The sequence below is a fragment of the Chloracidobacterium thermophilum B genome, assembly GCF_000226295.1.
GTDB classification, from domain to species: domain Bacteria; phylum Acidobacteriota; class Blastocatellia; order Chloracidobacteriales; family Chloracidobacteriaceae; genus Chloracidobacterium; species Chloracidobacterium thermophilum.
Genome location: NC_016025.1, coordinates 15,092 through 38,010, shown reverse-complemented (window position 1 = coordinate 38,010; position 22,919 = coordinate 15,092). Strand labels below are relative to the sequence as shown.

Below are 22,919 nucleotides of genomic sequence, written 5' to 3'. Positions count from 1 at the left end.
CGAAAACTTACGAAGTCTGTTTCACGGTGTCAACTGCCCACTGACTGAAAGGTGAAAAAACTGATTTCCCGGTCTTCGGATCGGCTGTTCGGCTGTATTGCGGGGATATGCCCAAAGCCCCTGGTAACAGCCAGGCCGTAATCCAAAGCTGACTCTTGCCGCCAGAAAACAAAACTTCTATGGACTCCTATCCATCTGCCGTTCCGTCGCGCCGTCGCGCCGTCGCTCGTTCGGCGACATCTTCACCATGAATTTCGGCTTTCTGGGCATCCAGTTCGGCTGGGGCTTGCAGATGGCCAATATGAGCGCCATCTACGAAAAACTTGGCGCACAGCCGGACGAGATTCCTCTGCTCTGGCTGGCCGCGCCGATGACGGGTCTCATCGTCCAGCCCATCGTCGGCGCGCTGAGTGACCGGACATGGACGCGCCTGGGCCGCCGCCGGCCCTACTTTCTGACCGGGGCGATCCTGGCCAGCCTGGCGCTGTTTGCCATGCCCCATGCTCCGGCGCTGTGGGTTGCGGCAACGCTGCTCTGGGTGCTCGACAGCAGCATCAACATCAGCATGGAGCCGTTTCGGGCCTTTGTCGCCGACCGGCTGGACGACGAACAGCGTCCGCTGGGCTTCGTCATGCAGAGCTTTTTCATCGGCGTTGGCGCAACACTGGCGAATGTTCTTCCCTACATCCTGCGCGAATGGCTGGACATCACCGGGCGCGCCGCCAATGGCGTACCGCTGGCAACGCTCTACTCCTTCCAACTTGGTGCAGCAGCGTTTCTGGGCGCGGTACTTGTCACGGTACTGACGACGCCCGAAGACCCGCCCTCTGACCTGGAGGCGTTCCGCCGGGCGAAGGCGCAGGCCGGTGTCTTTGACTGGGTTGGCGACATTGGAAATGCCCTGACGGCCATGCCATCGGTGATGAAGCGGCTGGCTGTGGTGCAGGTGTTGACCTGGCTGGGGCTGTTCTGCATGTGGCTGTTTTTTGGCCCGGCCATCGCGCGTCATGTCTTCGGGGCGGCTGATCCAAAGGCTTCCGCCTACGATGAAGGCATCAACTGGGGTGGTATCTGCTTTGCCACGTATTCGGTCGTCTGTTTTGTCGTGGCCTTTGCCCTGCCCAAGCTGGCAGCGCGTCATGGCTGTGCAACCGTCCATGCCATCGCCCTCACCTGCGGCGGGCTGGGCCTGCTCTCAACGGGACTCGTCGCCAACCGCTACTGGCTGCTGGTCGCCATGGTTGGCGTCGGCATTGCCTGGGCCTCGATTCTCTCGATGCCCTACGCCATTCTGGCGCGCGCCCTGCCCGGCCACCGGATGGGCGTCTTTATGGGCGTCTTCAATTTCTTCATCGTGCTGCCTGAAATTGCGGCGGCGCTGACCTTCCAGCCGCTCGTCAAATACGTGTTTGGCGGCAACCCGCTCTCTGTCGTACTGCTGGGCGGAGCAAGCCTGCTGGCGGCGGCCGGCGCGACGCTCTTTGTCGAGCGACCGGCGACCGCCACCGCCTACCGTCCGGTCTGAGTGGCCGCTTTCTGAGTGTCGCCTTGTCCGGTGTGGTGGCACCAACCGGGTTTTCGGACCCCTGCGGCCGCATTTTGCCTGGCGGGCGGCAGCTTGCGTATGCTTGCTTCGTCCCGATCCTGCTTCAGTCCAACACCTCTATGACCAACCTCACTCCGGCAGAACGATTCAGCGTGATGGAACGCCGGCTGGCGGAAGGCGCCAAACGGTTGACCCTCACTGAGGCGGCCGCAACCACGGGACTGTCCATTGACGAAGCCGAAGCTGCGCTCCGTGAACTGCTTATGCGCTATGACTGCGTTCTTCAGGTCACGGAAAACGGCGACCTCATCTACGACTTCGGCCCGCGACTGCACCGCCGCGATGAAAAATCATTCCGCGAATATCTCGACGAATTTCTGGAGCTGTTGTGGAAAGGCTTTGTCCTGTTTTTCAAGGCGTGGATTGCCATCACACTGGTGGTCTATTTTCTGATTTTCCTCACCATACTCGTGATGGCCGTCATTGCACTGCTGTTTGCGGGAGGCAACAAAAGCAAGGGACGACGCTCGCAGAGTGCGGCTCCGTTTCACCTGATCTACTACGCCGCGCGGCTGTTCGTGGCCATTTTCGACTGGGGGACGGCGGCGGCGACGACAACCTACCAGACCGATCAGCATGGCTATCGGTATGCAACCTACCAGCCCAAATCCGCCCCCCTTTCCCCCTTCCAGCCGAAGAACGCCCAGACGGCACAACCCGCCAAAAAGAGCTTTATTGCTTCCGTGTATGACTTCGTTTTCGGGCCGCCGCGCGTAACCCGTGACCCACTCGAAAACCAGAAGGAAATCGCCGCCTATGTGCGCCGCAACAAGGGAATCCTGTTTGTTTCCGAAATCAAGGCGCTGACGGGACTGGATTCGATGCCGGCGGCGCTTCTGTTCTCCGATTGCATCGGACGCTTTCAGGGCGATATTCGGATTAGCGACCGCAAGCTGATGTACGGGCTGTTTGACCGGCTGCTGCGCACTGCCGGCGAGGATGAAGGCCGCATTGTGTACTACTGGGACGAATACGAGCCGCCGCACTTTCTGACCGGCAATACGCCCCAGATGAATGTCCTGATTGTCTTTCTCAACGGCTTCAACCTGCTGTTTTCGCTTATCATCCTGTCCGGTGCGTTCGGGGAGGCCCTGTCGCTGTTCTGGCTGGGAACCGTGCCCCTGCTTTTTTCGGTCATCTTTTTTGCCGTGCCCCTGCTGCGCCTGCCGGTGGTACTGCGGCGGGAGGCGCGCCGCAACGCCGAAAACCAACGCCGCAGGGTCATGCGCGCCATCTTTCTCAACCGCGGCCGGGCGCAAACGCCGGAACAGGTGCTGCATATTGTCAATCAGCCCGGCGGGCCCGAACCACTCTCAAAAAAGACCGTCGAAGACATCCTGGCGCGGCTGGTGCGCGACCTGCCCGGCGAGATACGCACCGATGCCCAAGGGCAGGTGCTCTATGAATTCCCCATCATCACACTGGAACTCGAAGAAGCCGAACGGCTGCGCGCCCAACGCCGGGTTGAGCGTGATCTCGGCAAGGTTGTCTTCGACAGCCGCCAGTGATGCCTGCCGCCCCCATCATGCCCGCACGTGAAGTCACCCTATGTCGCAGATGAGCCATTCATCCCGCCCGGCAGTCGTTCTGCTGAGCGGTGGACTTGACTCGACCACCGCGCTGGCCATTGCCCAGGCCGAAGGCTTCACCTGCCATGCCCTGTCGTTCGACTACGGACAGCGGCACCGGCTGGAGCTGGAAGCCGCCCGCCGGGTGGCAGCGGCGTTCAACGTGGCCCGCCATCTGGTGGTGACGTTCGACCTGCGCGCCATCGGCGGTTCGGCGCTGACCTCTGATCTGCCCGTACCCAAAGACCGCCCGCTTGAAAGCGTGGGAATTCCGCCAACGTACGTTCCGGCCCGCAACACGATTTTTCTTTCCTTTGCGCTCGCCTGGGCGGAAACCCTGGCGTGCACGGATATTTTTCTGGGTGTCAACGTCTATGACTACGCCGGTTATCCCGATTGCCGGCCGGAATATCTGCGCGCCTACGAAGCCATGGCCAAACTGGCGACCCGCGCCGGCGTTGAAGGCGCCCGGCCGTGGAAGATTCACGCGCCGCTCATCACGCTGACCAAGGCCGAAATCATCCGGCGTGGACTGGAGCTGGGCATAGACTACGGCCTGACACACAGTTGCTATGACCCGACGCCGGAAGGACTCGCCTGCGGCCGCTGTGATAGCTGCCGTTTTCGTCTGAAAGGATTTGCCGAGGCTGGCGCAACCGATCCGCTGCGCTATGCTTCCTGAATCCAACACTCCCGCACGAACGAACCCTTACCAACCATGAATCGGTATGCCGCGCGGTTTGCCGCGCTTCGCCAGGCTGGACGAAAAGCCTTCATTCCCTTCACCGTTCTCGGCTTCCCTGACCGGGCGCGCTGCCTGGCCAGCATCGAGGCCATGCTGGCCGGCGGCGCGACGGCGCTGGAACTGGGCATTGCCTTCAGTGACCCGATTGCCGATGGGCCGGTCATCCAGCAGGCCACCCACGACGTGCTGGCGTCCGGTTTCGGAGTTGACGATGCGCTGGCGCTCATCGCCCAGGTACGGCAACGGGATGCCGACATTCCCATTGGTCTGCTGGTCTATCACAACACGGTGGCGGCCCGTGAGGCCGGGCGGTTTTTTGCCGATGTACGCGCAGCCGGCGCGGATGGTGTTCTCATTGCCGACCTGCCGCCGGAAATGGCCCACGAGACGACGGCTGCCGCCAAACAGGCCGGCATTGCGCCGATTTTTATGGTCTCTCCGCTGACCGATGCTGCGCGGTTGGAGCGGTTGGCTGCACTGGCGGAGGGCTTTCTCTATGTCGTCTCCCGCTTGGGCATCACCGGCAGCCAGACGCACTTCGACAACCAACTCCGGGCGACGCTGGAGCGGGCGCGCGCCGTTGTGGACCTGCCGCTCTGTGTCGGATTCGGGGTTTCGACGCCGGCGGCCGCGCAACACATGGTGGCGCTCGGCGCGGATGGGGTCATCACCGGCTCGCGGATCATTGAAATCATCCGCGCCGCCGGGGAAGACTTCGGGCCGGCAGTGGAGCAGTTCTGCCGCACGATGCAGGCTGCGGTGGATGGCACGGCCGTTCAGGCCGTGTAGATGTTCTCGCTGCCGGACAGCGCCGCCGGGGTAGTGGCGTCCGTGGTTTCCACGCTTTCGGCCACTGTGTCGGTCATCTGGTGCTGCCCGAAAGGTGACGCTGCCGGGCCATCGCCGCCGTTGCCGGATGACGCCCCGGCGTCCGCGCCGGCCAGTCTGGTCGAGAAGGAAACCACATCGAGACCCCGCGCCTGGAGCAGTTCATTGAGTTCGCGCGCGTGGGCATCCACGATGCGCTTGGCGGCTTCGGTCGTGGCCGTGATTTCCGCCGAGACACGGCCGCGGGCGTCAGTTTGTAGCGTGATGCTCAGCCCGTGCAGCACTGAATGGCTGAGCTGAATCGTGGCCTGCGCTTCGTTGCCGGAAAAGGTCTGCGTGCGCACCGTCGCCACGATTTTTTCCATGTCGAGGATGTGCAGGATACGGCGCGGCGTCACTTCGGCCGTGGCTTCCGGGCGGATTTCCCGGTTGGTCGGGAGCATGGCCGCGCGGGCCGCATCCTCGGCGGCGGTCGGGGTCTTTCGGTCGTCTTCGGCAGTCTGTTTGTGGTCAGACGCGCCGGCGCTTTCGGCCTGGGTGTCGTGCAGGAAGTCCTGTCCCAACGGGGTGGCCGCGTCAGGCTGGCCGGGAGCTTCGCCTTCGGTCAGTTCATCGAGCTGGCTGAGCAGGTCATTAAAGCCGCGCGTCGGTGGCGGAGTGGACGGTTTGCCGGTCGGACGGGAAGACACTGACGGATTTGCTGACGGGTTGACCTTCATTGGTGCCTGGCTCCCAACAGTGAAACATAACGGCGCAGGGCGGCCTATCCAGGTTTTCGGCACTTTGCAGCCAATGTTGCGTCCCGCAAGCGGACACCTTTGCACCCGCTGCCTTTCTACTTTTTCTTGCCGGCAGCCTTCTGGAGCAGCGTACGCAGTTCGGTCGTGTTGACCTGCTGCCCGTCCGGGTCCAGCTCCACAGCCTGCTGAAGATACGGGCGCGCTTCCTTGTACTTTTTGGCGCGGAACAACATTTCGCCCAAGCGCGCATGGGGCAAGGGCGAGGATGGGTTGCGTTGCAGGGCGGTTTCGTAAGCTTCCCGCGCCATATCGGTTTTCTTCTGCCCGGCGTAGGCGTCGCCCAGCGTAACGAGCACCTCAACTGAAGGCGACAGCATCAGCGGCCGCAAGCGCTCGATAGCCGCACTATATGCCCGTTGGGCCACCAGTGCGCGGGCAAGCTGCAACGGCAGTTCCGGCGGCGCGTAACCCAGGGCTTCAGCGCGTTCCAGACTGGCGATGGCTTCGCGCGACTGACCGCGCCGCAGCAAAGCCAGCCCCAGGCCGTAGTGCGCCATGGGCAGCACGGGATTGGCGGCAATCGCCCGCTGGAAGGCAGTGGTGGCTTCGGCCGGCTGGTTGGCGGCCAGATAGGCCAGCCCCAAGGCATAGTTGGCAATCGAGGAAGCCGGCACCAGCCGGGTCGCTTCCAGCAGCCGTGGGATGGCGCTGGCCGTATCGCCAATGCGCAGCGCCAACTGGCCCTGGCCCAACAGCCCCAGCGCCCGGTACTCGATGCGCAGGTCTCCGGCCTCGATGTGGCGGTTGGCCGTCTCCACCAGAGCTTCCCACTCCTCGGCCGTGACGAGGTTCGTCGTCCGGGGGTTCTCATAGCGCGCAAACAGGGCGCCGACATCGTAATCCAGCGCAATGTCGAGGCGCTTTGTCTCCGGGATGATCTCGACTTCCTGCGAAAAGGGCAGGTAGTTCTCACTTGTGGCGCTGATGCGCACGACACCGGGCAGCAGTTGGAGCTTGAGCGGCTGGTCGCGGCGGGCCACACCGACCACTTTCTCTCCAATCAGAATATCCGCCTTGGGAACATTGACCGTCACGAGAATGTCCAGTGGCTTGGGTGGCGCTTCGTCCGGTGGGGCGGCCGGCGGGGCTGGCTCAGCTACTGGAACGGGTTTCTTCCGTGGCGGTGCCGGAGTTCGCGGACGTGGCGCAGCTTTTCTGTCGCTGGTGGGTGCTGGCTCCGGGTCGGGAGCCGGCTCGGCCGGCTTTGGCTCACCCTTCAAGCGCCGCTCAATGTTGGATTCCTGGGCCAGGCAGGACGCCTCCGACCAGTTCCCACCCATCAGCCCAATGAGCAGCCCCACAAGCATTGCGCCAGATTGCCGGGTCATGCTTCCTCACCTCATCAGCTCACCTCGCCAGGGGTTTGCCTGGGTCTAGGGCGTCGTGGACGGCCGGGGCGTGCCGGCCGTCGTGGCGTTGTTTGCCGGTGCTGAGCTTGGCACGACGATGTAACGAAATCCAAGCATCGGGTCCGTCACCGTGGGCGGAACGGCCTTACGTACGAAAAGGCTCAGTGTACGCGGCTCTTCATCTGCCGAGCCACCCTTGATGATGCGCCGGGTCTGCCCTTTTTCGTCCGTTTTCGGAGCGCCTTCGGCATCGAGTTCCACATCGTTGGTCCATTCCCAGACGTTGCCGGCCAGGTCATAGACGCCGTAGGGGCTGCGCCCGGCCGGGAAGCTCTTGACCGGAAATATCTTGCCGCCGGTCTGTTTGGAAGCGGCCATGTTGTCCTGCCAGGTGCGCCCCCAAGGATACACCAGGTTGTCATCGCCCTGCGCGGCGCGCATCCACTCGGCTTCCGTGGGCAGGCGGACGGTCGCGCCAATTTTGGTGCTATACCAGGCGCAGAAGTCATTGGCATCGTACCAGGAAACATTCGTCACCGGCTGCATGGCGGTTCCGACGGGAAAGTTGTTCCCCGTCCAGCCGGCCGGGGCAGCGTGGCGTGTGGCCACGATGAATTCGTGATACTGCTGGTTGGTCACTTCCGTTTCGGAGATGAAAAATGCCTCCACGGCAACCTTGCGCGGGGGGATGCCCTCGACACCTCCCATAGCGACCGTTCCACCCGGAATGAGAACGGTGCCGATGACCGGCGTAGGCGGCACCGGTGACGGCGGGGGCGACGCAGGCAGGTTGGCTGGCGGGGACGGCGGCGCAGCCACTGGGGCCGGTGAGGACTGCCCCCCAAAGAAAAACCACAATCCGCTACCCAGCAGAATAGAGAGCAACAGGCACACCGCCGTGGCGATACTGAGAGCCACCAGGCGGGCGCTGTCTGAGGGTTTCTGTTGCGTCCGAAAGTTCATTCAGGTGAGCTTTGGCGCGCCTCACGCCGCTGCGTGGCATGCATTTCGAGCAATGCCTGCTCGATGACGCGCAGTTGGGTGTCGAGTTGGGCATCCACAATACCGGATTCGCTTTCCAGGATGCAGCCCCCCACCGACACGCGGGTATCGGGAACGATGTTGACAAACTGTCCCCGCCGGAGGGTTTCAATCGCTTCGCGGTGCCGTTCAAGCCGGGGCACATCAGCCGGGTTGACGCAGATGGTGACGGTACTGGCCTGGCGGAGGTTGCGCATCGCCGTGCGGACAATGTCCAGCAGGGTTGTTTCCTGGACTTCCAGCTCCCGCCCGATGATTTTCTCGGCAATGCGCAGCGCCAGGCGCAGCACTTCCTGCTCGGCATCGTTGAGCAGCGCCTCGCGGCGGCGCTGAAGGTCAAGCAGGCGCGTGGTGAACTCCGCCAGTCCGGCTTCGTAACCGGCCTTCCAGGCTTCCGTACGAATCCGCTCCACTTCGGCCTGGGCTTCGGCAATGCGGCGGTTGGCTTCAGCCTGTGCCTCACGCACAAGCCGCCGGGCCTCGGCGCGGGCCTCGACGACGGCGCGTTTGACGATCCCTCCGGTGAGCGGGAGCAGGTCGGTGACAGATGGCTTGACGACGAGCATAGACAACGTGGGCCGGACCGACGGGCGCTATTTGAGCACGACGGCTGCACCCGACAAGTCGGGCATAGATTGGTTACGATGATGTTGCGCCCAGCGCAAAACGTCCTCAAACAGTTGTTTTTGCAGCTCCGGGCGCGCGGCGGCCGGTGGGGCGTCGAGCCACTCCTGCAGGCGCCGGACGAGCTTCGGCGGCAGCTTCTGAAAGGTAAAGGCCAGGCGGTTGGCATCACCGGCGGCCGGCAGCGCCACCATGATGACCTGCCAGCCCAGCGTCATCACCAGTTCGGGGTCGCGTTTGTGAGCGGTCATGGCGGTCCGTACGAGCTGGCGCGCAAACTCCCGCCGCGCGGCCGCTGGCGGCCGGGGGCGGACGCGCAGCGCCGCAATCTGTTCGGCGATGGCGCGGGCCTCAGCTTCAGGAAAGCGCCGCAGCAGCGCCGTAACCGCCTCGGTCGTGGGCAGGTCATAGCTGGCCAGCGCCACCTCGGCAACTCCCATGGCGTGCGCCACCCGGTACAACTCAGCTTCGGTCAGTTCGTCAAACACCGTCAGCGGCGCAATCTGGTCGGCGCTCACAAACTGGCTCAGGAAACGCTGGCGGATGGCATTGAGCACCGGGGCTACGGGGGCAAGGTCATCCATATTGAGACGTATCTGGCTCTGGCGGAGCGCGCGCGCCACGGCCGTTCCAATGGCAGCCGGCAACGACGCCAGCAACAGCCGCTGAATGTAGAGCGGCTCATGGCGCAGCGCCGCCGCGATGTGCGACGGATGGACCCGTTCATCAAGCGCTGGCGACCGCTGCCGCACCCGTTGCCGCAAACCGTCGAGCGTCTGCGCCAGCCAGGCCGTCACCGTGGCGTCATCCTGCGCGCTTATTTCCTGCTGACGGGAAGTCAGGCGTTGCTGCGCCTCTGCTGGCAGAAGCGCGAACAGTTCGGAAGGCGGAATGGGCTGCTGTGCGGTGTTGCGCTCATACGCCAGCGCCAGTGCCAGTAACCAGTCGGTGGGATTTCCCATGGCGTTGTTCTCCGCGTGGCAGCCGGCCGGAGACTGTCGGAAACCCAGGGGCCGCTGCGCCCGGGCCTATTCCGGCGTCTCCGAAACTGACGCCGTGTGTTTGGGATAGAAGTCATCCAAGCGGCGCTCGTGCGGTTCGCCCAGCAGACCCAGGTTATGGGCCACCAGCATGGACACACAGGCGTCGCTCGTCACATTGGCAACGGTACGGCACATGTCCAGCGGGCGGTCAATGGCAAAAATCAACGCCAGCCCCTCCTGGGGAATCCCGGCAGCGCCCAGAACGATGACGAGAATGACCAGTCCGGCTCCGGGCACGGCGGCCGCTCCAATCGAGGCCAGCGTTGCCGTCAGCAGGATGCTCAACTGGTCGCCCAAGTCGAGGTTCAGGCCCAACACCTGTGCGATGAATACCGCCGCCACGCCCTGGTACAGCGCCGTTCCGTCCATGTTCACTGTCGCGCCGACCGGCAGGACGAAGCTGGCGACTTCTTCATGAACGCCCAGATGTTCCTGTACGCGCTCCATCGTCACGGGCAGGGTCGCCGCGCTCGAACTCGTCGAAAAGGCCACCAACTGCGCCGGCAGGATGCCGCGCACAAAGAAGCCGTAGGATTTCCCGGTGAAGGTCTGCACGAGCAGCGGATAGAACAGCAGCACCAGTACGGCGAGGCCGGCCAGCACACACAGTGCATACCAGACGAGGCTCACCAGAATGTCGGCGCTGGGCGATTCCGTCATCAGGGCTGCCAGCAGTGCCATGACGCCCACCGGTGCGGCCAGCATGATGAGGTCCACCAACCGGAGAATCACCTCGTTCAGGCCGTCGAAGAAGTCCTTGACCGGCTTGGCTTTGTCTTCCGCCACAAGCATCAGCCCGACGCCGACCAGCAGCGCAAAGAAAATAACCTGGAGCATGCGGCGGTTGTCCGTCGTGGCGGCAAAGACGTTGTCGGGAATGATGTCCACCAGCGGCTGGAGCGGCCCTTTTTCCTGCTCGGCCTGGGCGGTGCTGATACGCTGGCCGGCTTCACCGGCATAGGCGCGCAGCAGGGTTTCGCGTGTAGCCGGGGTGACGCCAGCGCCCGGTTTGACGACATTGACGATGACCAACCCCAGAGCAACAGCCACGGCGGTCGTCAGCAGGTACAGCACAAGAGTTCGGCCGCCCATCCGGGACAGGCGGCCGATGTCCTTCATGTCGGACGTCCCCTTGATGAGCGAGGCCAGAATGAGCGGGACGGCAATCATCTTGAGCAGGTTGATGAAGATCGTCCCGAAGGGCTTGATCCAGTGCCTGACGAACTGCTGCGCCCCCAGCCGGTCGGCGGCAAAGCCGATGAGAACGCCGGCTGCCATCCCGGTCAGGATTTGCCAGTGCAGGGGAATCTTTTTCAACATAGGGCGGATGCGACCGATGCCGGAGATGCCGTTGCCGGAGATACCTTGCGCGCCGTGGGTTTCAGGCAAGCGTCTTGTTTTCGCAAAGCCGGCTTGAAATGTCAAAGCCCGGCTTTCTGTGGCGCTTCCGGGGACTGGAAAAGGCCGGCTTGCAGTTGTGCCTTTCCACGGGTAGCGTTGTGCGCAGCAGCAGGACATTTCAGGTGAAAGCGCCCATGCTCACCAAACAGGACCACGACTGGTTGCAGGGAGGGCTGTCGCTGGCGGCGGCGACCGGCTGGACGCCCGAAGAAGTCCGTCTTGTCACCGATCTGGGCTACAGTCTGGCCGAGCAGGGCCGTCATGCGGAAGCCATTACGGTGTTTGAGGGGCTGGCGGCGCTCGTGCCGGCGACGCTGTACTTCCAGTCGGCGCTCGGGGCGCTCAAACTGCGTATCCGCGACTATGCCGGGGCGCTTCCCCATCTGAACCGCGTCCTGGCAGCAACGCCCGACGACGCCGTGGCGCTCGTCAACCGGGGTGAAACCCTGCTCCATCTGGGTGACATTGCCGGGGCGCGCGCTGATTTGCAGCGGGCAGTGGCGCTTGTCCGTGAGCCAACGCCGCCACCCTACATCCAGCGGGCGCGGGCGCTGCTGATGTTTATCGAGCAGGGCGGGCGACCGCCAGCGCGGACGGCACTGCCCCAGCGTGACACCCGCCAGCTTGGGGACGGCTTCCAGTTGTGACAACGACAACGGCAACGCCGGACGGACGAGTGCAGCGCCGGTGGTGGGCCGTCACCCGGTGGCTGCTCCTGTTGGCCCTGCTCTTTTTCCTTGCCCGGTCGGGTCATCTGGGTGGAGTTCTGGCGGCGCTGCGCCGGGCGGAACGGCACTGGATTGCCCTGGCTCTGCTTCTGGGCGGCATCATGCTGGTCATCCGGGCGGCCAAGTGGTGGATTCTGCTCCGGCGCGTCCTGCCGGGCTTGCCGGTGGCTTACGCCTGGCGCTCCCTGCTGGGCGGCATGGCGCTGGGGTTGCTGACGCCGGGGCGTATCGGCGAGGTCGGCCGCGCCGCGGCCTTTCCGCCAGGCGCGCGGCTGGCCGTGGGCGGGCTGTTTCTTGTAGATCGGTCTGCCGATGTGGCGGCCATCGCCATGGCGGCCGGTTTTGGCACGGCGGCCGTTGCGCCGGCGGCATGGCGTGGCTGGCTCGTTCTGGCCGGACTCAGCGCCGGGGGACTGGTTCTGGCGCTGCCGGCTGTCGTTCCGGTGGTGCTCCGGTGGGAACGGCTGCCGGAGCCGGTACGCACGCGGCTGGCCACGCTGGCGGCGGCCTTTGCGGCGCTGCGCCGGCGCGATGTGGCGGTCAACCTTCTTGCCAGTATTGTGCTTATGGCGCTGGATGTCGTGTCGCTGTACGTGCTGGCCTGCGCCTTCGAGCCGGTGGCCTTTGCGGCCGTGGCCTTTGCCTTTCCCTGGATTCTGCTCACCAATCTGGTGCCCATCACGCCGGCCGGTCTGGGCGTCCGTGAGGGGACGGCCGTGGCACTGCTGCACACCTGTGGCGTACAGGTCGCCACGGCCGTCAATGCCACGCTGTTGCTGTTTGTCATCAACAGCGTCCTTCCGGCGCTCATCGGCTGGCATTACCTTGGGCAACACACGCCGGTGCCTTCCGACTATCAGTTGGAAAAGCCAATCGGCGGCGCTGAGGCTTCCCCAACGCCGCCGACCGCTTACCGGCACTGACCTTTCTGGCAGACACAGCTTCCAGCGCTGGATGCGCGCCGGCAGGTCCGCCCGCCAGTCAGCCACAGGGGTTCAACTGTCTGCTATCAAGAATGTGCGCAAAAGTGCGCACGGTTCTCTTCCTGCCCCGACGTGTCCTGTTGACCACCGTCGTATCTGACAGGCGTGACTTTCCCGACTACGGCGGGGACGGTCCCCGCCGCAGCGCCGCCATTGCTGGACGGACTCGCCACGGGTAGGGCAGTTTCGGTTGCCAGCCGTTTCAGGTTCAGCGCCGCATTGAGGTCACGGTCATGGTGCGCACCACATTGAGCACACACCCATGTTCGATCTCTCAATGTCAGCGCCTCGTTCTTCCAGCCACAGATGGAGCACAGTCGGCTGCCTGGATACCAGCGATCAGCGATGGTAAGCTGAGTACCGTAGCGCCGGGCCTTGTATTCCAACTGCGAGCGCAACATCCCAAAACCCACGTCAGAGATGGCGCGGGCGAGTTTCTCGTTCTCCAGCATCCCTTTGACGTTTAAATCCTCGATCACTAACGCTTGGTTTTCGCGGCAGAGTCGAGTCGTGAGCTTGTGGGTGAAATCCGCTCGGATATTGGCAATGCGGGCATAGAGCCTTGCCAATATCGCAGCGGACTTCTGCCGGTTGTTCGATACCGGCAGGCGCGTTCCTTTAGGCAGGCGGGCATGGCGTTCAAATCCTGCTGCCTTCTTGGCGGCTTCCAGCTTGCGGCTGAGACGTCGGCTACGGATTTCCAGACGGCGCAGCGCTGCTTTGAGCGGCTTTGGCACCTCGATGACTTCACCGCTGGAGATCGTTGCGGCAGCCTTGATGCCTAGGTCGATGCCGTTGACCTCGTGCGACGTGCGACGCCGATAGAATTGCGCATCAGGCACCTCGACCTGTATGGCCACAAACCAACGATCCGCGGTGCGAGAAACCGTTGCGCCCAAAATCCTGCCCGCGAAGCGCAGCTCCTTGGTCATGGCGACTTCACCGATCTTGGGTAGGCGGATCGTCTTACCGACCAGACGGAACTTGTCGTTGGCTACGTAAAAGCTGTCGCGGCAGCGCCCCTTTTTCTTGAAGCGCGGTGCGTGTGCCTCTTTGCCAGCCTTGAGGTCGGTGAAGAATCTTTCCCAGGCTTTGGCGAGATGGGCAAACGGCTGGGCGTGGGCATCCCGGTGAATGTCTTGCAACCAAGGCCGACCGTTCTCATCGAGCCACTGCGGGTCGGTGTACTTGATGGCGTTGAACTGTTCTTTGAGCGCCATGGCGTTTGGCCTGCCGCCTGCTGCGTATTGCCTGTTCCACTCATTGAGCGCCCAGTTCCAAACACGCCGCGCCGTGCCGCAGGCGCGCTTGAAGTAGTCCACCTGCTCAGGAGTCGGACAAAGAGCGGTCTTGTGTGTCAGTTGCATTGTTGGGCCTTTTTGACGTCATTTACATCCTGTTTCAGCGCTTCATTCAACTTCTTTCGATAGTTCCTCAAACCGTACAGCCGGGACGAAAAACAGCGCACGATGGTCATCAAGTCCCGCACCATTTCCTGTTCGGGAGACAGCCGTTCCTGGTTGAGTACCAGCACTTCGCAGCCATGGGTTTGGGCGTAATGTTCAAACCACTCAAAGCCGAAACGGGTGAGGCGGTCCCGGTGAGCGAGGATCAGCATCCTGACTTCCCGTCGCCCGATCTCGTCCATAAGGGCCAGAAACCGCTTGCGCCTGAAGTCCAGCCCGCTGCCCACTTCCTCGATAAACTCGACCCCCGCCAATCCCTTCGCCACCACGAACTCTTCCAGCACTTTGCGCTGATTCGCCAGGTCCGGCTTCTGCGCCGCACTCGATACCCGACAGTAGGCGACAAGCTTTGTTGGCGCATGGTTGGCCTGCCGCAAACCGATGAACTCACGGATCTGCGTCTCAGTGTAGAGGCGGCGGTTGCTGTCCGTTCGGGCCACCGGAATCAGCCTTCCTTCGCGTTCCCAACGCTGCAACGTCTTGACCGAGACACCAAGGAGTTTTGCGGCTTTACCTGTGCTCATGGTGTTTTCCATGAGCACCATTATACACTATCGCGTACTATACGGCAAGCTAGAGTCCGGCTCCGCCGGACAGAGACTCGGCTACCCAAAACAGGACGGGTGTGGAACACCAGAAAGTGTTACCAAGCTAACACCACCTGAAGGGGTGGGGCTACAAAAAACCTGACGGATGCAGAAAAAACCGCGCTGGCCGCCCGCGCCAGCCGGCGCAGTGCTTCCCACCCAACCCGGCTAGGCCGCCAGTCGCCCGCCGTGCGGCAGGGCAATCCGGGCAATGGGCTGGATGGTCAAATCCGGCGACAATTCCTGGTAGGAAAGCACCGAGACATTCGGAAACTCCACTTCCACGAGCTTGCGGACGAACCGCCGGATGTCCATATCCGTCACGATGACAGGCTTCTGCGCCGTGGGCGGCAACTCGCCGATTTCCGCCCGCAGCGCCGCCAGGATGTCGTTGCTGATGGTCGGGTCAAGCGCCAGAAAGGCCGAAGTCGAGGTGCGCCGGATCGAGCCGCGTACGATGTCCTCAATTTCCGGGTCAAGCAGATAGACAAACAGCGTCCCGCGTCCGCCGGAAGCCTTGAAGGAAATGACCCGCTTCATCGAGGCGCGCACGTATTCGGTCAGTTGCGCCGGGTCTTTCTCGATGCGTCCCCACTCCGCCAGTGCATCGAGAATGGACTTCACATCCCGGATCGAGACGCCTTCCTGCACGAGGCGCTGCAGGACATCCGTAAACAGGTGCAGCGAGACAATCTTCGGGACGACTTCCTCCACCAGCTTCGGTGCGCCGCGCCCGACGAAATCCAGCAGCGCCTGCGCTTCCTGGATGCCCACATATTCGTGCGCGTGGCGGCGCAGAATGTTCGAGATATGGAGCAGCAGAAAGTCGCTTGGCTCCCAGATTTTGAGACCAGCCACGGCTGCCAGCAGGCGGTACTCATCTGGCACCCACGCGCCGGGACGCAAATCGGCCGGGTTGCGCACTTCCTCGCCCTCAATGCCAAACACCCGGATGTTCTCCACCGAATCGTTGACGTAGAAGTGAAACGGTTTGACGACGCCCTGCGCCACGGGTACTTCCTTGACGGCAAACACATAGTGGAAGGGTTCGAGCGGGGCGTTGCCGGTGACGTAAATCTGCGGCATGAGCACGCCGGTGTCGTAGTACATCGTGTTGCGCAGCGCCGTCAGTCCTTCGCGGAACTTCGCGCCGGCCGGAAACTCCGGGTCAATGTAGGGCGCCAGCTCGGCGCTCGTCACAATCGCCATCGGGACGGTGTAGGACGGCTGGATGTCGTCACTTTCGGAAGCCTCCGCTGCCGGCCCTTTCTTCTCGGCCGCCTGCGCCGCCAACGCCTGCTGGCGTTTGCGCAGACTGAACGCCAACGGGGCCACCACGGCCGCCACGATGAGCACCGGCAGGGCGACGACGCTCCCGGCCAGTACCGCCACGACAGCCAGCGAACCCAACAGCCCCGAAACCACGAGCAGCGGCTTGGGATTGGCCAGCATCTGGGCGCTCATATCCGCGCCGACGTTGCTGCTTTCGTCCGTATCGTCGCCAGCAACGCGCGTCACCACCAGACCGGCTGAAATGGCGATGAAGATCGAGGCGAAAATGGCACCGAGACCATCGCCAATGGTCAGGATGAGGTACTTCTTCGCTGCCACAGCCGGAGAAAGCCCCTTGTACAGCACCCCAATCGTCATCCCCGCCACGATGTTGACAACGGCAATGATGATGGTGGCGATGGAGTCGCCCTTGACGAACTTCATCGCCCCGTCCATCGCGCCGTACAGCCGGGATTCCTTCGCCAGGTCCGAGCGCAGCTTTTTGGCGACATCCATCGTGATGAGGCCAGACCGCATATCGGCGTCAATGGCCATCTGCTTGCCGGGCAGCGCATCGAGGGTAAACCGGGCCGCCACTTCGGCGACGCGCTCAGCGCCTTTGGCCACGACCAGAAACTGGACGACCAGCAGGATGATGAACATCACGAACCCGACGACAAGGTTGCCCTGGGCCGTGATTTCTCCCAGCGCCCGGATGACATCGCCGGCGTCGCCCTTTGTCAGGATGCTGCGCGTACAGGAAATGCTCAGCGCCAGCCGGAACAGCGTCGTCAACAGCAGGATGGTTGGGTAGGTCGAAAGCTGCAACGGACTCGAAATGTAGAGCGACACCATCATCACCGCGAGTGAAATGGTGATGTTGACCACGATGAGGATGGAGAGGATGAAGGTCGGCACGGGCACGATGATCGTGCCGATGAGCACAATCATTCCGGCCGCAATGAGCATGTCGCTGTTTTTCGAGAGGGCCGCGGCAAAGTCAATGCCGCTGAAGCTTTTCACCTGGTCAGTCAGGGAAGTCATAGCTTTCTCCGCACCAGTCACCGTCAAATCAGAAGCGTTTGGACAAACCGGGCAACACACAGCGTCGCCGGCCTAGAGCGTTTCAAGAAGCACATAGACGAGCAGCGCCCCCAGAAGCGTCCCCACAGCCATGACCGCCAGTTCAATGCCGGTGAAATAGCCCAGATAATAGTACGTCACGGCTCCCGTTGCCGACGCTGTGCCGCCGGTTGCCGGGGACGCGCCGGATGAGACCTCGGACGACACAGCCGGCGCATCGGGCGCAGCCGCCGATGACAGTGACGCCGATGGCGGCGATTCAGGCGCCACGGAACGGATGTCCGCTTCGGTCACAGCCGGCATTTCCATCACCTGGCGCAAGGGAACATCATCCACCTCCAATGGGCCGGCAGCAGGTTCGGGAGCAGCCAGCGTTCCATTCAAAAGTGGCTCCGTTGGCCGCAGCGGTGCCGTGGCCACGGCTTCGGTCAGCATGGACAGGGTGGACGGCGTACGGAAGACGAGCGTCGGCAGGGGCCGCTCCAGCGGACGGGTCAGTGGCGAGGCAAACCGGATGCGGTCGCGGTCAACGAGGACCCGTGGCTCCGTCACCGGCTCGTCATTGACCGTCAGGCGATGGTCGGGTAGAACCGGATGCAACACAACCCGCTCTCCGGTCTTGCGGACAAGTGCGCAGTACGTCACCAGTTCCTGCTGGTTGATCGTGATGCGCAGGCCCGAAGCCTCCCATCCCAGCGGGACTTCGGCATCCCCGGCCGGCAGCGGCAGGGAGACGTTCGGCTGGTAGCCCCCCTCGATGACGAAGCGGAAACTGTCCTCTGGCGCGACCAGGGCTTCGAGTATCTGTGCAAAACTGGCGTTTTCGGGAATCTCCAGCGACTTGCGCGGGCTGGAAGGGCGAAATGCCGCCGGCAGCAGGCTGTCAAGGTCGAACTTCAGTCCACTCGTGAACAGTTCACGGGTGGCTGCCTGGAGCAGGCTCGTGGCCCGGGGGTCATCAAGTCGGGCCGCCGGGGAGTTGCCGTCGAGCACCGTGATGACGTAGTTGCCGATGTGTATCCGGTCGCCAAAGGTCAGCGGCCGCCGGTCGCCGATGCGGACCGGCAGGCCGTTGAGGCGTGTGCCGTCACCATGGTTGACGAAGATGATGTGCCCGTTTTCCTCAAAGATGATCACGTGTTCGGCGGCAATCCCCAGGCCGGTCAGCCGCAGGGTGGCCTGGGGGCTGCTTCCCACACTGATGACACTCGTGCGCCAGATGTCTTCCAGCAGCGGTTTGGCAGCAGGTGGCGCACCCACCTCACGCACGATGAGTTTGACTTCCATTCAGAAACTCCTCCGACTGGCGACCGGCGCCACCTGCGAACCGGGCTGCACGCCGTGGCGCTTGTCTTTCCAACCGATGTTGGGTCATGCTAGCCGACACATGTAAACTTCAGGTTAGTGCATGGCCAACGTCACATCGCTGTAACCTTGATGTTTCTGGCGTACGCCACAAACTCAGGGCAGAAAATTTTCCCGGTTCTGCCGCTTTGGACGCAACACTGTGACGCCCGCTTCGATAACGAGAGTGCAAGCGGAAACGGCTTCACGGTTGCGTCCGAATCCGATGACCACAGAGAACGTACAGGAGACCCTCCCGATGAGTGCCAACGGAAACGAAACGCCACGCCAGCAACTCGGCATTACCGATGAAGACTTCCAACGCATGGGCGAAATCGGTGCCATGTACTATGAACAAGGCGACCTGAAGCGCGCCCGCACGATTTTCGAGGGACTGGTGGAAGTCGATCCCAACAGTGCTGCGGCCCACGCCGCACTGGGTGCGCTTTACACCCGAACGCAGGAAGATGAGTTGGCACTCGCCAGCCTGGAACGGGCGATTGCCCTTGACCCGCAGATGATTGCCCCTTACGTCAACCGCGCCGAGGTCTTTCTGCGCATGGAGCGTTATGAAGAAGCCATCGCTGATTTGCAACGCGCCATTGACCTCGACCCCGAAGAAAAGGACCCCGGTGCCAATCGCGCCCGCGCCATTGCGCTGGGCATTCACCAGATTGTGCAGGAAGCTGCCGAGCAGGGCGGCGACAGCATTCAGTAACCCAACCGGTCTTCTTGACCTACTCTCAAAGAAAGGAACGCTCGCACGATGTCGAACTTCGGTCTTCCACCAAAGCCAGTGATGCCCGGTCCCAATGCTTCAGACGTTGAACGTCTCAAGTATCAGCAGGACATGCAGAACTACCAGTTTGCCCTCCAGCAGGCGGTCAACGCCATCACGCAGGAAGGTGTGACGAAGTCGAACCTGCAGAAGGCAGCTCACGATGCCATTATGCAGATGATCAACAACCTGCGCTAAACCTGCGGGCCTGGGTCACGCCCGGGCCTGATTTATGAAGGGAGGCTCGTCATGCCGTTAGGAAAGATACTCGGTGGTATTGCCCGCGTGGCCGTACCGATTCTCAGAACTGTCGCCGGCAGCAATCCGCTGCTGGGTATCGCCACCTCGTTTCTCCGTGGGGGAGGCATTGGTAACGCACTCACCAACCTGGTTCAGCGCATCAGCAGTTCCTTCCTCCGGGGCGGCAACCTCAACATCGCCAAGAATCCGCCGCTTGGCCCCTTTGGTCAGGTAAGCAATTTTCTTGATCGCACGGCGAAAGGTCTCAGTGATTTCGCGCAGCGGCTTCAGCAGTTTAGCCAGCGCCTCCAGAACATTTCCTCAGCGTTGACGAAGTTCAACGAAGCCCTCAAGACGCTGATGGACGCCATCACCGGGCGTACAGCGGTTGAGGACAAGGTCAAGCAGGCGCAAGTTTCCGCACCTTCGACGGGGCAACCGGCCGCAACCGGGCCACCGGCTTCCTCTGCCACACCTTCCACGGCGGTGATGCCGCGTGCCACCAGCAATGAGTTCGGCCTGCCGGAAAAGCCGCAGATGCCGGGTCCGAATGCCTCCGACGAAGAACGTTTGCGCTATCAGCAGAAGATGCAGGAATATCAATTTGCCCTTCAGCAGATCAAAGATGCGATTACGCAGGCTGGCCTGGCAAAGTCAAACCTGCAGAAAGCCATGAATGACGCCGTGATGCAGGCGCTCAACAACCTGCGGTAGGCACACCGCACACACTTCTTAGGAGGATTCCATCATGCCACTTCCGGTACTTGCTGGTCTTGCGAAAGTTGCCCTTCCGATGCTGAAGGGTATTGCGATGAATGCGGTCAAAGGCTTGGCCACCTCCCTCTTGAGCAATGGCGTCAAGGGTGCGTTGGCCAGCCTCGTACAACGGATTGGAACTTCGCTGCTCAGCGGCAACAATACCAACATCGCCAAGAATCCCCCGCTCGGGCCCTTTGGACGTGCGACAGACTTCCTTGATCGGGCAGCCGGCGGTCTCAGCAGCTTCGCTCAGCGGTTGCAGAGTTTTGCCGAGCGGCTGCAGAAGATTTCCACGGCGCTGACGAAGTTCAACGAAGCTCTCAAGACGCTGATGGATGCGGTGACGGGACGCGATGCTGTCGCCGACAAGGTCAAGCAGGCGCAACTGGCGATGTAGTTTTGGCAGCCCACTGCTGGTTCTCTGTCGGCAGTCCCACCACATAGCAGAACGCGGCGCGCCCTCGGTCGGCGCGCTTCTTTTTTGCCCGATCTCGTTTCTTTGCTTCGTCCCCGGTGGGTCGGGCACTACCAGCCCGTCCCACCCGAACCCAACCGGCAACTACGGCAACGGTTCGATGACGCGCACCACTGGATAGCGGTCCTTGTCGGCTTCGTAGTACGGTGTCTGCTCGTAGAGAAACTGCAACCGCGCCCGGGGACTGGCGGCAAAATCGGCGTCTGTGGCCAGCCGTCGCTCGAACTCAGCCTTGAGTTTCGGGTTTCTGGCCAGCAGCTCGCGGGCAATCGGCTCGAAAACGTAATCCGCCGCGTATTCCTTCTGCTCAAAGATGGTGTTGAACCACCCCCAACGTACGGCGGAGTCAGGGCCTTCAGGTTCGAGCCAGTTGAAAATAACGCGCGCCGCCGGCTGCGTCATGGGTACATAAACCGTCCCCGCTGGAAACGTCTGTGTCGCCCGCACCCGCTTGGCCGTAACACCGGTCAGCATCACACGACCTTCAAAAGGCCGCGCGGCCCACTTTGGCTCGGTCAACCGGTAGGTCTCGCCGGTTACGGTCGTGGGCTGCTTCAGACGGTGCATTTCAACGCCGTGGGCCGCCAGCACATCGAGGATGCCCGTCCAGGCCGCCGGGATGAGATAGCCCAGCGGCACGGGAACGGCTGCCGTGGTTTTCAGCTTTCTGAACAGCCGGGTGGGGATGTCCACCGGCTGGCTTTCATAGACGCGCACAGGCTGGCCCGTCACGACGCTGGTTTCCTCATGCCAGGCGACGCCTTTGTAGGTAAATGCTTCGCCAGCGCTGCTCCACGTCCCGGCAAGGAACAGCGGGGATTTTGGGTCATAGCGTGCGCCGAGCTGCGCCATTTCCCGTTCAGCGGTGGAGATGAGTGCACGCAGTCGTGGCCCTTCTGCGCCCACCAGTTCCAGTGTGTGCACCATGATGTCGTAGTGCGCCCACATCTGTGTCCGGTGCGACTTGAGGCTGTGGGTTTCGACGAGCAGGGCCGGACGGTGCCACAGCGCAACATAGGTCGTCGAATACCGTGGCTCGATGACGCCGACATCAAATCCCTTCGACCAGTCGGATGGATCGCGCGGCTCGGCATAGGGGCCGACAATGTGGCCATCGGCTTCCAGTCTTTCATAGAGCCGGGGCAGGAAGGTTTCCTTTGACCATGCCCCAACGGAGGGCCAGATGTTCTGCTCGGTGGGCATGTCGAGCGTCACGTCGTACTGATGATCCATGCCGTCCGTCACGTGGTTGTCCACAAAGAAATCCGGCTTCCAGGTGGTGAAAAACCGCAGCCAGGCGCGCATTTCCGGTGCATCAGCTTTGAGGTAATCGCGGTTGAGGTTCAGGCGGGTGGCCGTGGCGCGAAAGCCCATTTCCCGCGGCCCATTCTGGTTGATGCGGTGCCACGGACTGAACCGCTCGTGCCCATCGGCATTGAAGACCGGCATGGCGAGGATGATGACCGAATCGAGCAGCGCTGCATGGCGTTTGGTGATGAGGATGTCGCGCAGCAGCATTGAGGTCGCATCCTTGCCTGAAATTTCGCCGGGATGGATGCCGTTCTGGATAAAGACCAGCGGTTTGCCCGTCGCCTGGGCGGCAGCCGGTGTGAAGGCTTTGTCCTTCGAGGCCACGAGGACGTACAGCGGCCGTCCTTCGGCCGTTTTTCCAATGGTCAGCAGTTTGGCCAGCGGCGAGGCGGCTGCCATCTTCTGCCACAGACGCACGGTTTCGGCGTAATGGCCGGTTTCGGCATAGCCGGTTTTTTCGCAGTGCGTCAGAAAGGCTTTGGGCGCGGCCGCCGTACTTTCCACGAGCGAACGGGCCGCGGCTGCGGCCGGGGCTTCATAGCCGGAGCAGGGCGGCATGGGTTCGAGTTTGACAGGCATAGGCAGTGCAGTTTCAAGGTCAGGGACTGGCATTTGCCCCTGTGTGGTCAAGGTCAATGCAACATACAGAACGAAAGTCCAGCCACGCCACTGAAACCTTTTTCGCCACTCCAGGCGGTTCTGACCGACAGCAGGGTGTACATCGAAAGACATCGCAGCACTTACCGGTTTTCTGTTTGTCCCTGATGTTTCTCACAAAGGCGGAAGGCAGGAAACCTTTGTTTGGAACTGTCTGCCTATGGACACCAGCCGACACCGCCCACCGCCTTGAACCCGTCGAGGTTTGAGCTTTCCTTGATCTTTTTTTCG

21 protein-coding genes are annotated in these 22,919 nt (G+C 62.4%); 10 read left to right on the top strand and 11 right to left on the bottom strand.

Annotated elements, in window-relative coordinates:
- Nucleotides 1–247 precede the first annotated feature (247 nt).
- The 4 genes from CABTHER_RS11275 to trpA all read left to right on the top strand — a co-directional run bounded on the left by CABTHER_RS11275 (nucleotide 248) and on the right by trpA (nucleotide 4,708).
- On the top strand, nucleotides 248–1,525 hold the full coding sequence (locus CABTHER_RS11275) for an MFS transporter (RefSeq protein ID WP_014100774.1): 1,278 nt from the start codon (nucleotides 248–250) through the stop codon (nucleotides 1,523–1,525).
- Between the two features lie 140 nt (nucleotides 1,526–1,665).
- Nucleotides 1,666–3,114: a hypothetical protein gene (locus CABTHER_RS11270; protein WP_014100773.1), complete on the top strand. Its 1,449-nt coding sequence runs from the start codon at nucleotides 1,666–1,668 to the stop codon at nucleotides 3,112–3,114.
- 40 nt (nucleotides 3,115–3,154) lie between these two features.
- Nucleotides 3,155–3,856: a 7-cyano-7-deazaguanine synthase QueC gene (queC, locus tag CABTHER_RS11265; protein ID WP_455423206.1), complete on the top strand. Its 702-nt coding sequence runs from the start codon at nucleotides 3,155–3,157 to the stop codon at nucleotides 3,854–3,856.
- 36 nt (nucleotides 3,857–3,892) lie between these two features.
- Nucleotides 3,893–4,708: a tryptophan synthase subunit alpha gene (trpA, locus tag CABTHER_RS11260; protein ID WP_014100771.1), complete on the top strand. Its 816-nt coding sequence runs from the start codon at nucleotides 3,893–3,895 to the stop codon at nucleotides 4,706–4,708.
- Here the strand turns inward: trpA and fliK are convergent.
- The 6 genes from fliK to CABTHER_RS11230 form a co-directional block, all read right to left on the bottom strand.
- Nucleotides 4,696–5,436 (bottom strand): flagellar hook-length control protein FliK, encoded by a 741-nt coding sequence (gene fliK / locus CABTHER_RS11255; protein WP_187288466.1) that lies wholly within the window; start codon nucleotides 5,434–5,436, stop codon nucleotides 4,696–4,698. The genes trpA and fliK overlap by 13 nt on opposite strands.
- A gap of 146 nt (nucleotides 5,437–5,582) precedes the next feature.
- Nucleotides 5,583–6,875: a tetratricopeptide repeat protein gene (locus tag CABTHER_RS11250; RefSeq protein WP_081464895.1), complete on the bottom strand. Its 1,293-nt coding sequence runs from the start codon at nucleotides 6,873–6,875 to the stop codon at nucleotides 5,583–5,585.
- Between the two features lie 45 nt (nucleotides 6,876–6,920).
- Nucleotides 6,921–7,859 (bottom strand): formylglycine-generating enzyme family protein, encoded by a 939-nt coding sequence (locus tag CABTHER_RS16075; RefSeq protein ID WP_014100768.1) that lies wholly within the window; start codon nucleotides 7,857–7,859, stop codon nucleotides 6,921–6,923.
- Complete coding sequence (gene sctL, locus CABTHER_RS11240) at nucleotides 7,856–8,503, bottom strand: type III secretion system stator protein SctL (RefSeq protein ID WP_014100767.1); 648 nt, start codon at nucleotides 8,501–8,503, stop codon at nucleotides 7,856–7,858. Before sctL ends, CABTHER_RS16075 begins: the two co-directional genes overlap by 4 nt.
- Nucleotides 8,504–8,530: 27 nt before the next feature.
- Entirely contained in the window at nucleotides 8,531–9,523 is a 993-nt protein-coding gene (locus tag CABTHER_RS11235) for a hypothetical protein (protein ID WP_014100766.1), read from the bottom strand.
- A gap of 66 nt (nucleotides 9,524–9,589) precedes the next feature.
- On the bottom strand, nucleotides 9,590–10,993 hold the full coding sequence (locus tag CABTHER_RS11230; protein ID WP_455423205.1) for a dicarboxylate/amino acid:cation symporter: 1,404 nt from the start codon (nucleotides 10,991–10,993) through the stop codon (nucleotides 9,590–9,592).
- A 146-nt stretch (nucleotides 10,994–11,139) separates the two neighbouring features.
- Here CABTHER_RS11230 and CABTHER_RS16070 point away from each other — a divergent pair, with 146 nt between their 5' ends.
- Together CABTHER_RS16070 and CABTHER_RS11220 are read left to right on the top strand one after the other, a co-directional pair.
- Nucleotides 11,140–11,652, top strand: coding sequence for a tetratricopeptide repeat protein (locus CABTHER_RS16070; protein WP_187288465.1), 513 nt, complete (start codon nucleotides 11,140–11,142; stop codon nucleotides 11,650–11,652).
- Complete coding sequence (locus CABTHER_RS11220; protein WP_014100763.1) at nucleotides 11,649–12,656, top strand: lysylphosphatidylglycerol synthase transmembrane domain-containing protein; 1,008 nt, start codon at nucleotides 11,649–11,651, stop codon at nucleotides 12,654–12,656. Before CABTHER_RS16070 ends, CABTHER_RS11220 begins: the two co-directional genes overlap by 4 nt.
- A gap of 86 nt (nucleotides 12,657–12,742) precedes the next feature.
- Here the strand turns inward: CABTHER_RS11220 and CABTHER_RS11215 are convergent, their stop codons facing one another.
- The 4 genes from CABTHER_RS11215 to CABTHER_RS11200 form a co-directional block, all read right to left on the bottom strand.
- A complete protein-coding gene (locus tag CABTHER_RS11215) occupies nucleotides 12,743–14,083 on the bottom strand; it encodes an RNA-guided endonuclease InsQ/TnpB family protein (protein WP_014100762.1) in 1,341 nt (446 codons plus the stop codon).
- Nucleotides 14,074–14,727, bottom strand: coding sequence for an IS607 family transposase (locus CABTHER_RS11210; protein ID WP_014100761.1), 654 nt, complete (start codon nucleotides 14,725–14,727; stop codon nucleotides 14,074–14,076). Before CABTHER_RS11210 ends, CABTHER_RS11215 begins: the two co-directional genes overlap by 10 nt.
- Nucleotides 14,728–14,937: 210 nt before the next feature.
- Nucleotides 14,938–17,085, bottom strand: a complete 2,148-nt coding sequence (gene sctV, locus CABTHER_RS11205) for a type III secretion system export apparatus subunit SctV (RefSeq protein WP_014100760.1) — start codon at nucleotides 17,083–17,085, stop codon at nucleotides 14,938–14,940.
- A 72-nt stretch (nucleotides 17,086–17,157) separates the two neighbouring features.
- Nucleotides 17,158–18,411, bottom strand: a complete 1,254-nt coding sequence (locus CABTHER_RS11200) for an FHA domain-containing protein (RefSeq protein ID WP_014100759.1) — start codon at nucleotides 18,409–18,411, stop codon at nucleotides 17,158–17,160.
- 316 nt (nucleotides 18,412–18,727) lie between these two features.
- On the opposite strand from CABTHER_RS11200, the gene CABTHER_RS11195 reads away from it, so the two are divergent.
- Genes CABTHER_RS11195 through CABTHER_RS11180 form a run of 4 tightly spaced genes read left to right on the top strand, consistent with a single transcriptional unit; the run spans nucleotide 18,728 to nucleotide 20,642 of the window.
- The gene (locus tag CABTHER_RS11195; protein WP_014100758.1) at nucleotides 18,728–19,186 is read left to right on the top strand and encodes a tetratricopeptide repeat protein; all 459 of its coding nucleotides are present in this window, start codon (nucleotides 18,728–18,730) and stop codon (nucleotides 19,184–19,186) included.
- A 48-nt stretch (nucleotides 19,187–19,234) separates the two neighbouring features.
- Nucleotides 19,235–19,444 carry a hypothetical protein gene (locus tag CABTHER_RS11190; protein ID WP_041569943.1) on the top strand — a complete coding sequence of 70 codons (210 nt, stop codon included), beginning with the start codon at nucleotides 19,235–19,237 and terminating at the stop codon, nucleotides 19,442–19,444.
- 51 nt (nucleotides 19,445–19,495) lie between these two features.
- The gene (locus CABTHER_RS11185) at nucleotides 19,496–20,200 is read left to right on the top strand and encodes a hypothetical protein (RefSeq protein ID WP_041569942.1); all 705 of its coding nucleotides are present in this window, start codon (nucleotides 19,496–19,498) and stop codon (nucleotides 20,198–20,200) included.
- A 34-nt stretch (nucleotides 20,201–20,234) separates the two neighbouring features.
- Nucleotides 20,235–20,642, top strand: a complete 408-nt coding sequence (locus CABTHER_RS11180; protein WP_014100755.1) for a hypothetical protein — start codon at nucleotides 20,235–20,237, stop codon at nucleotides 20,640–20,642.
- A 162-nt stretch (nucleotides 20,643–20,804) separates the two neighbouring features.
- On the opposite strand, the gene CABTHER_RS11175 is transcribed toward CABTHER_RS11180, so the two are convergent.
- Nucleotides 20,805–22,610, bottom strand: coding sequence for a M14 family metallopeptidase (locus CABTHER_RS11175; RefSeq protein ID WP_014100754.1), 1,806 nt, complete (start codon nucleotides 22,608–22,610; stop codon nucleotides 20,805–20,807).
- Between the last annotated feature and the right edge of the window lie 309 nt (nucleotides 22,611–22,919).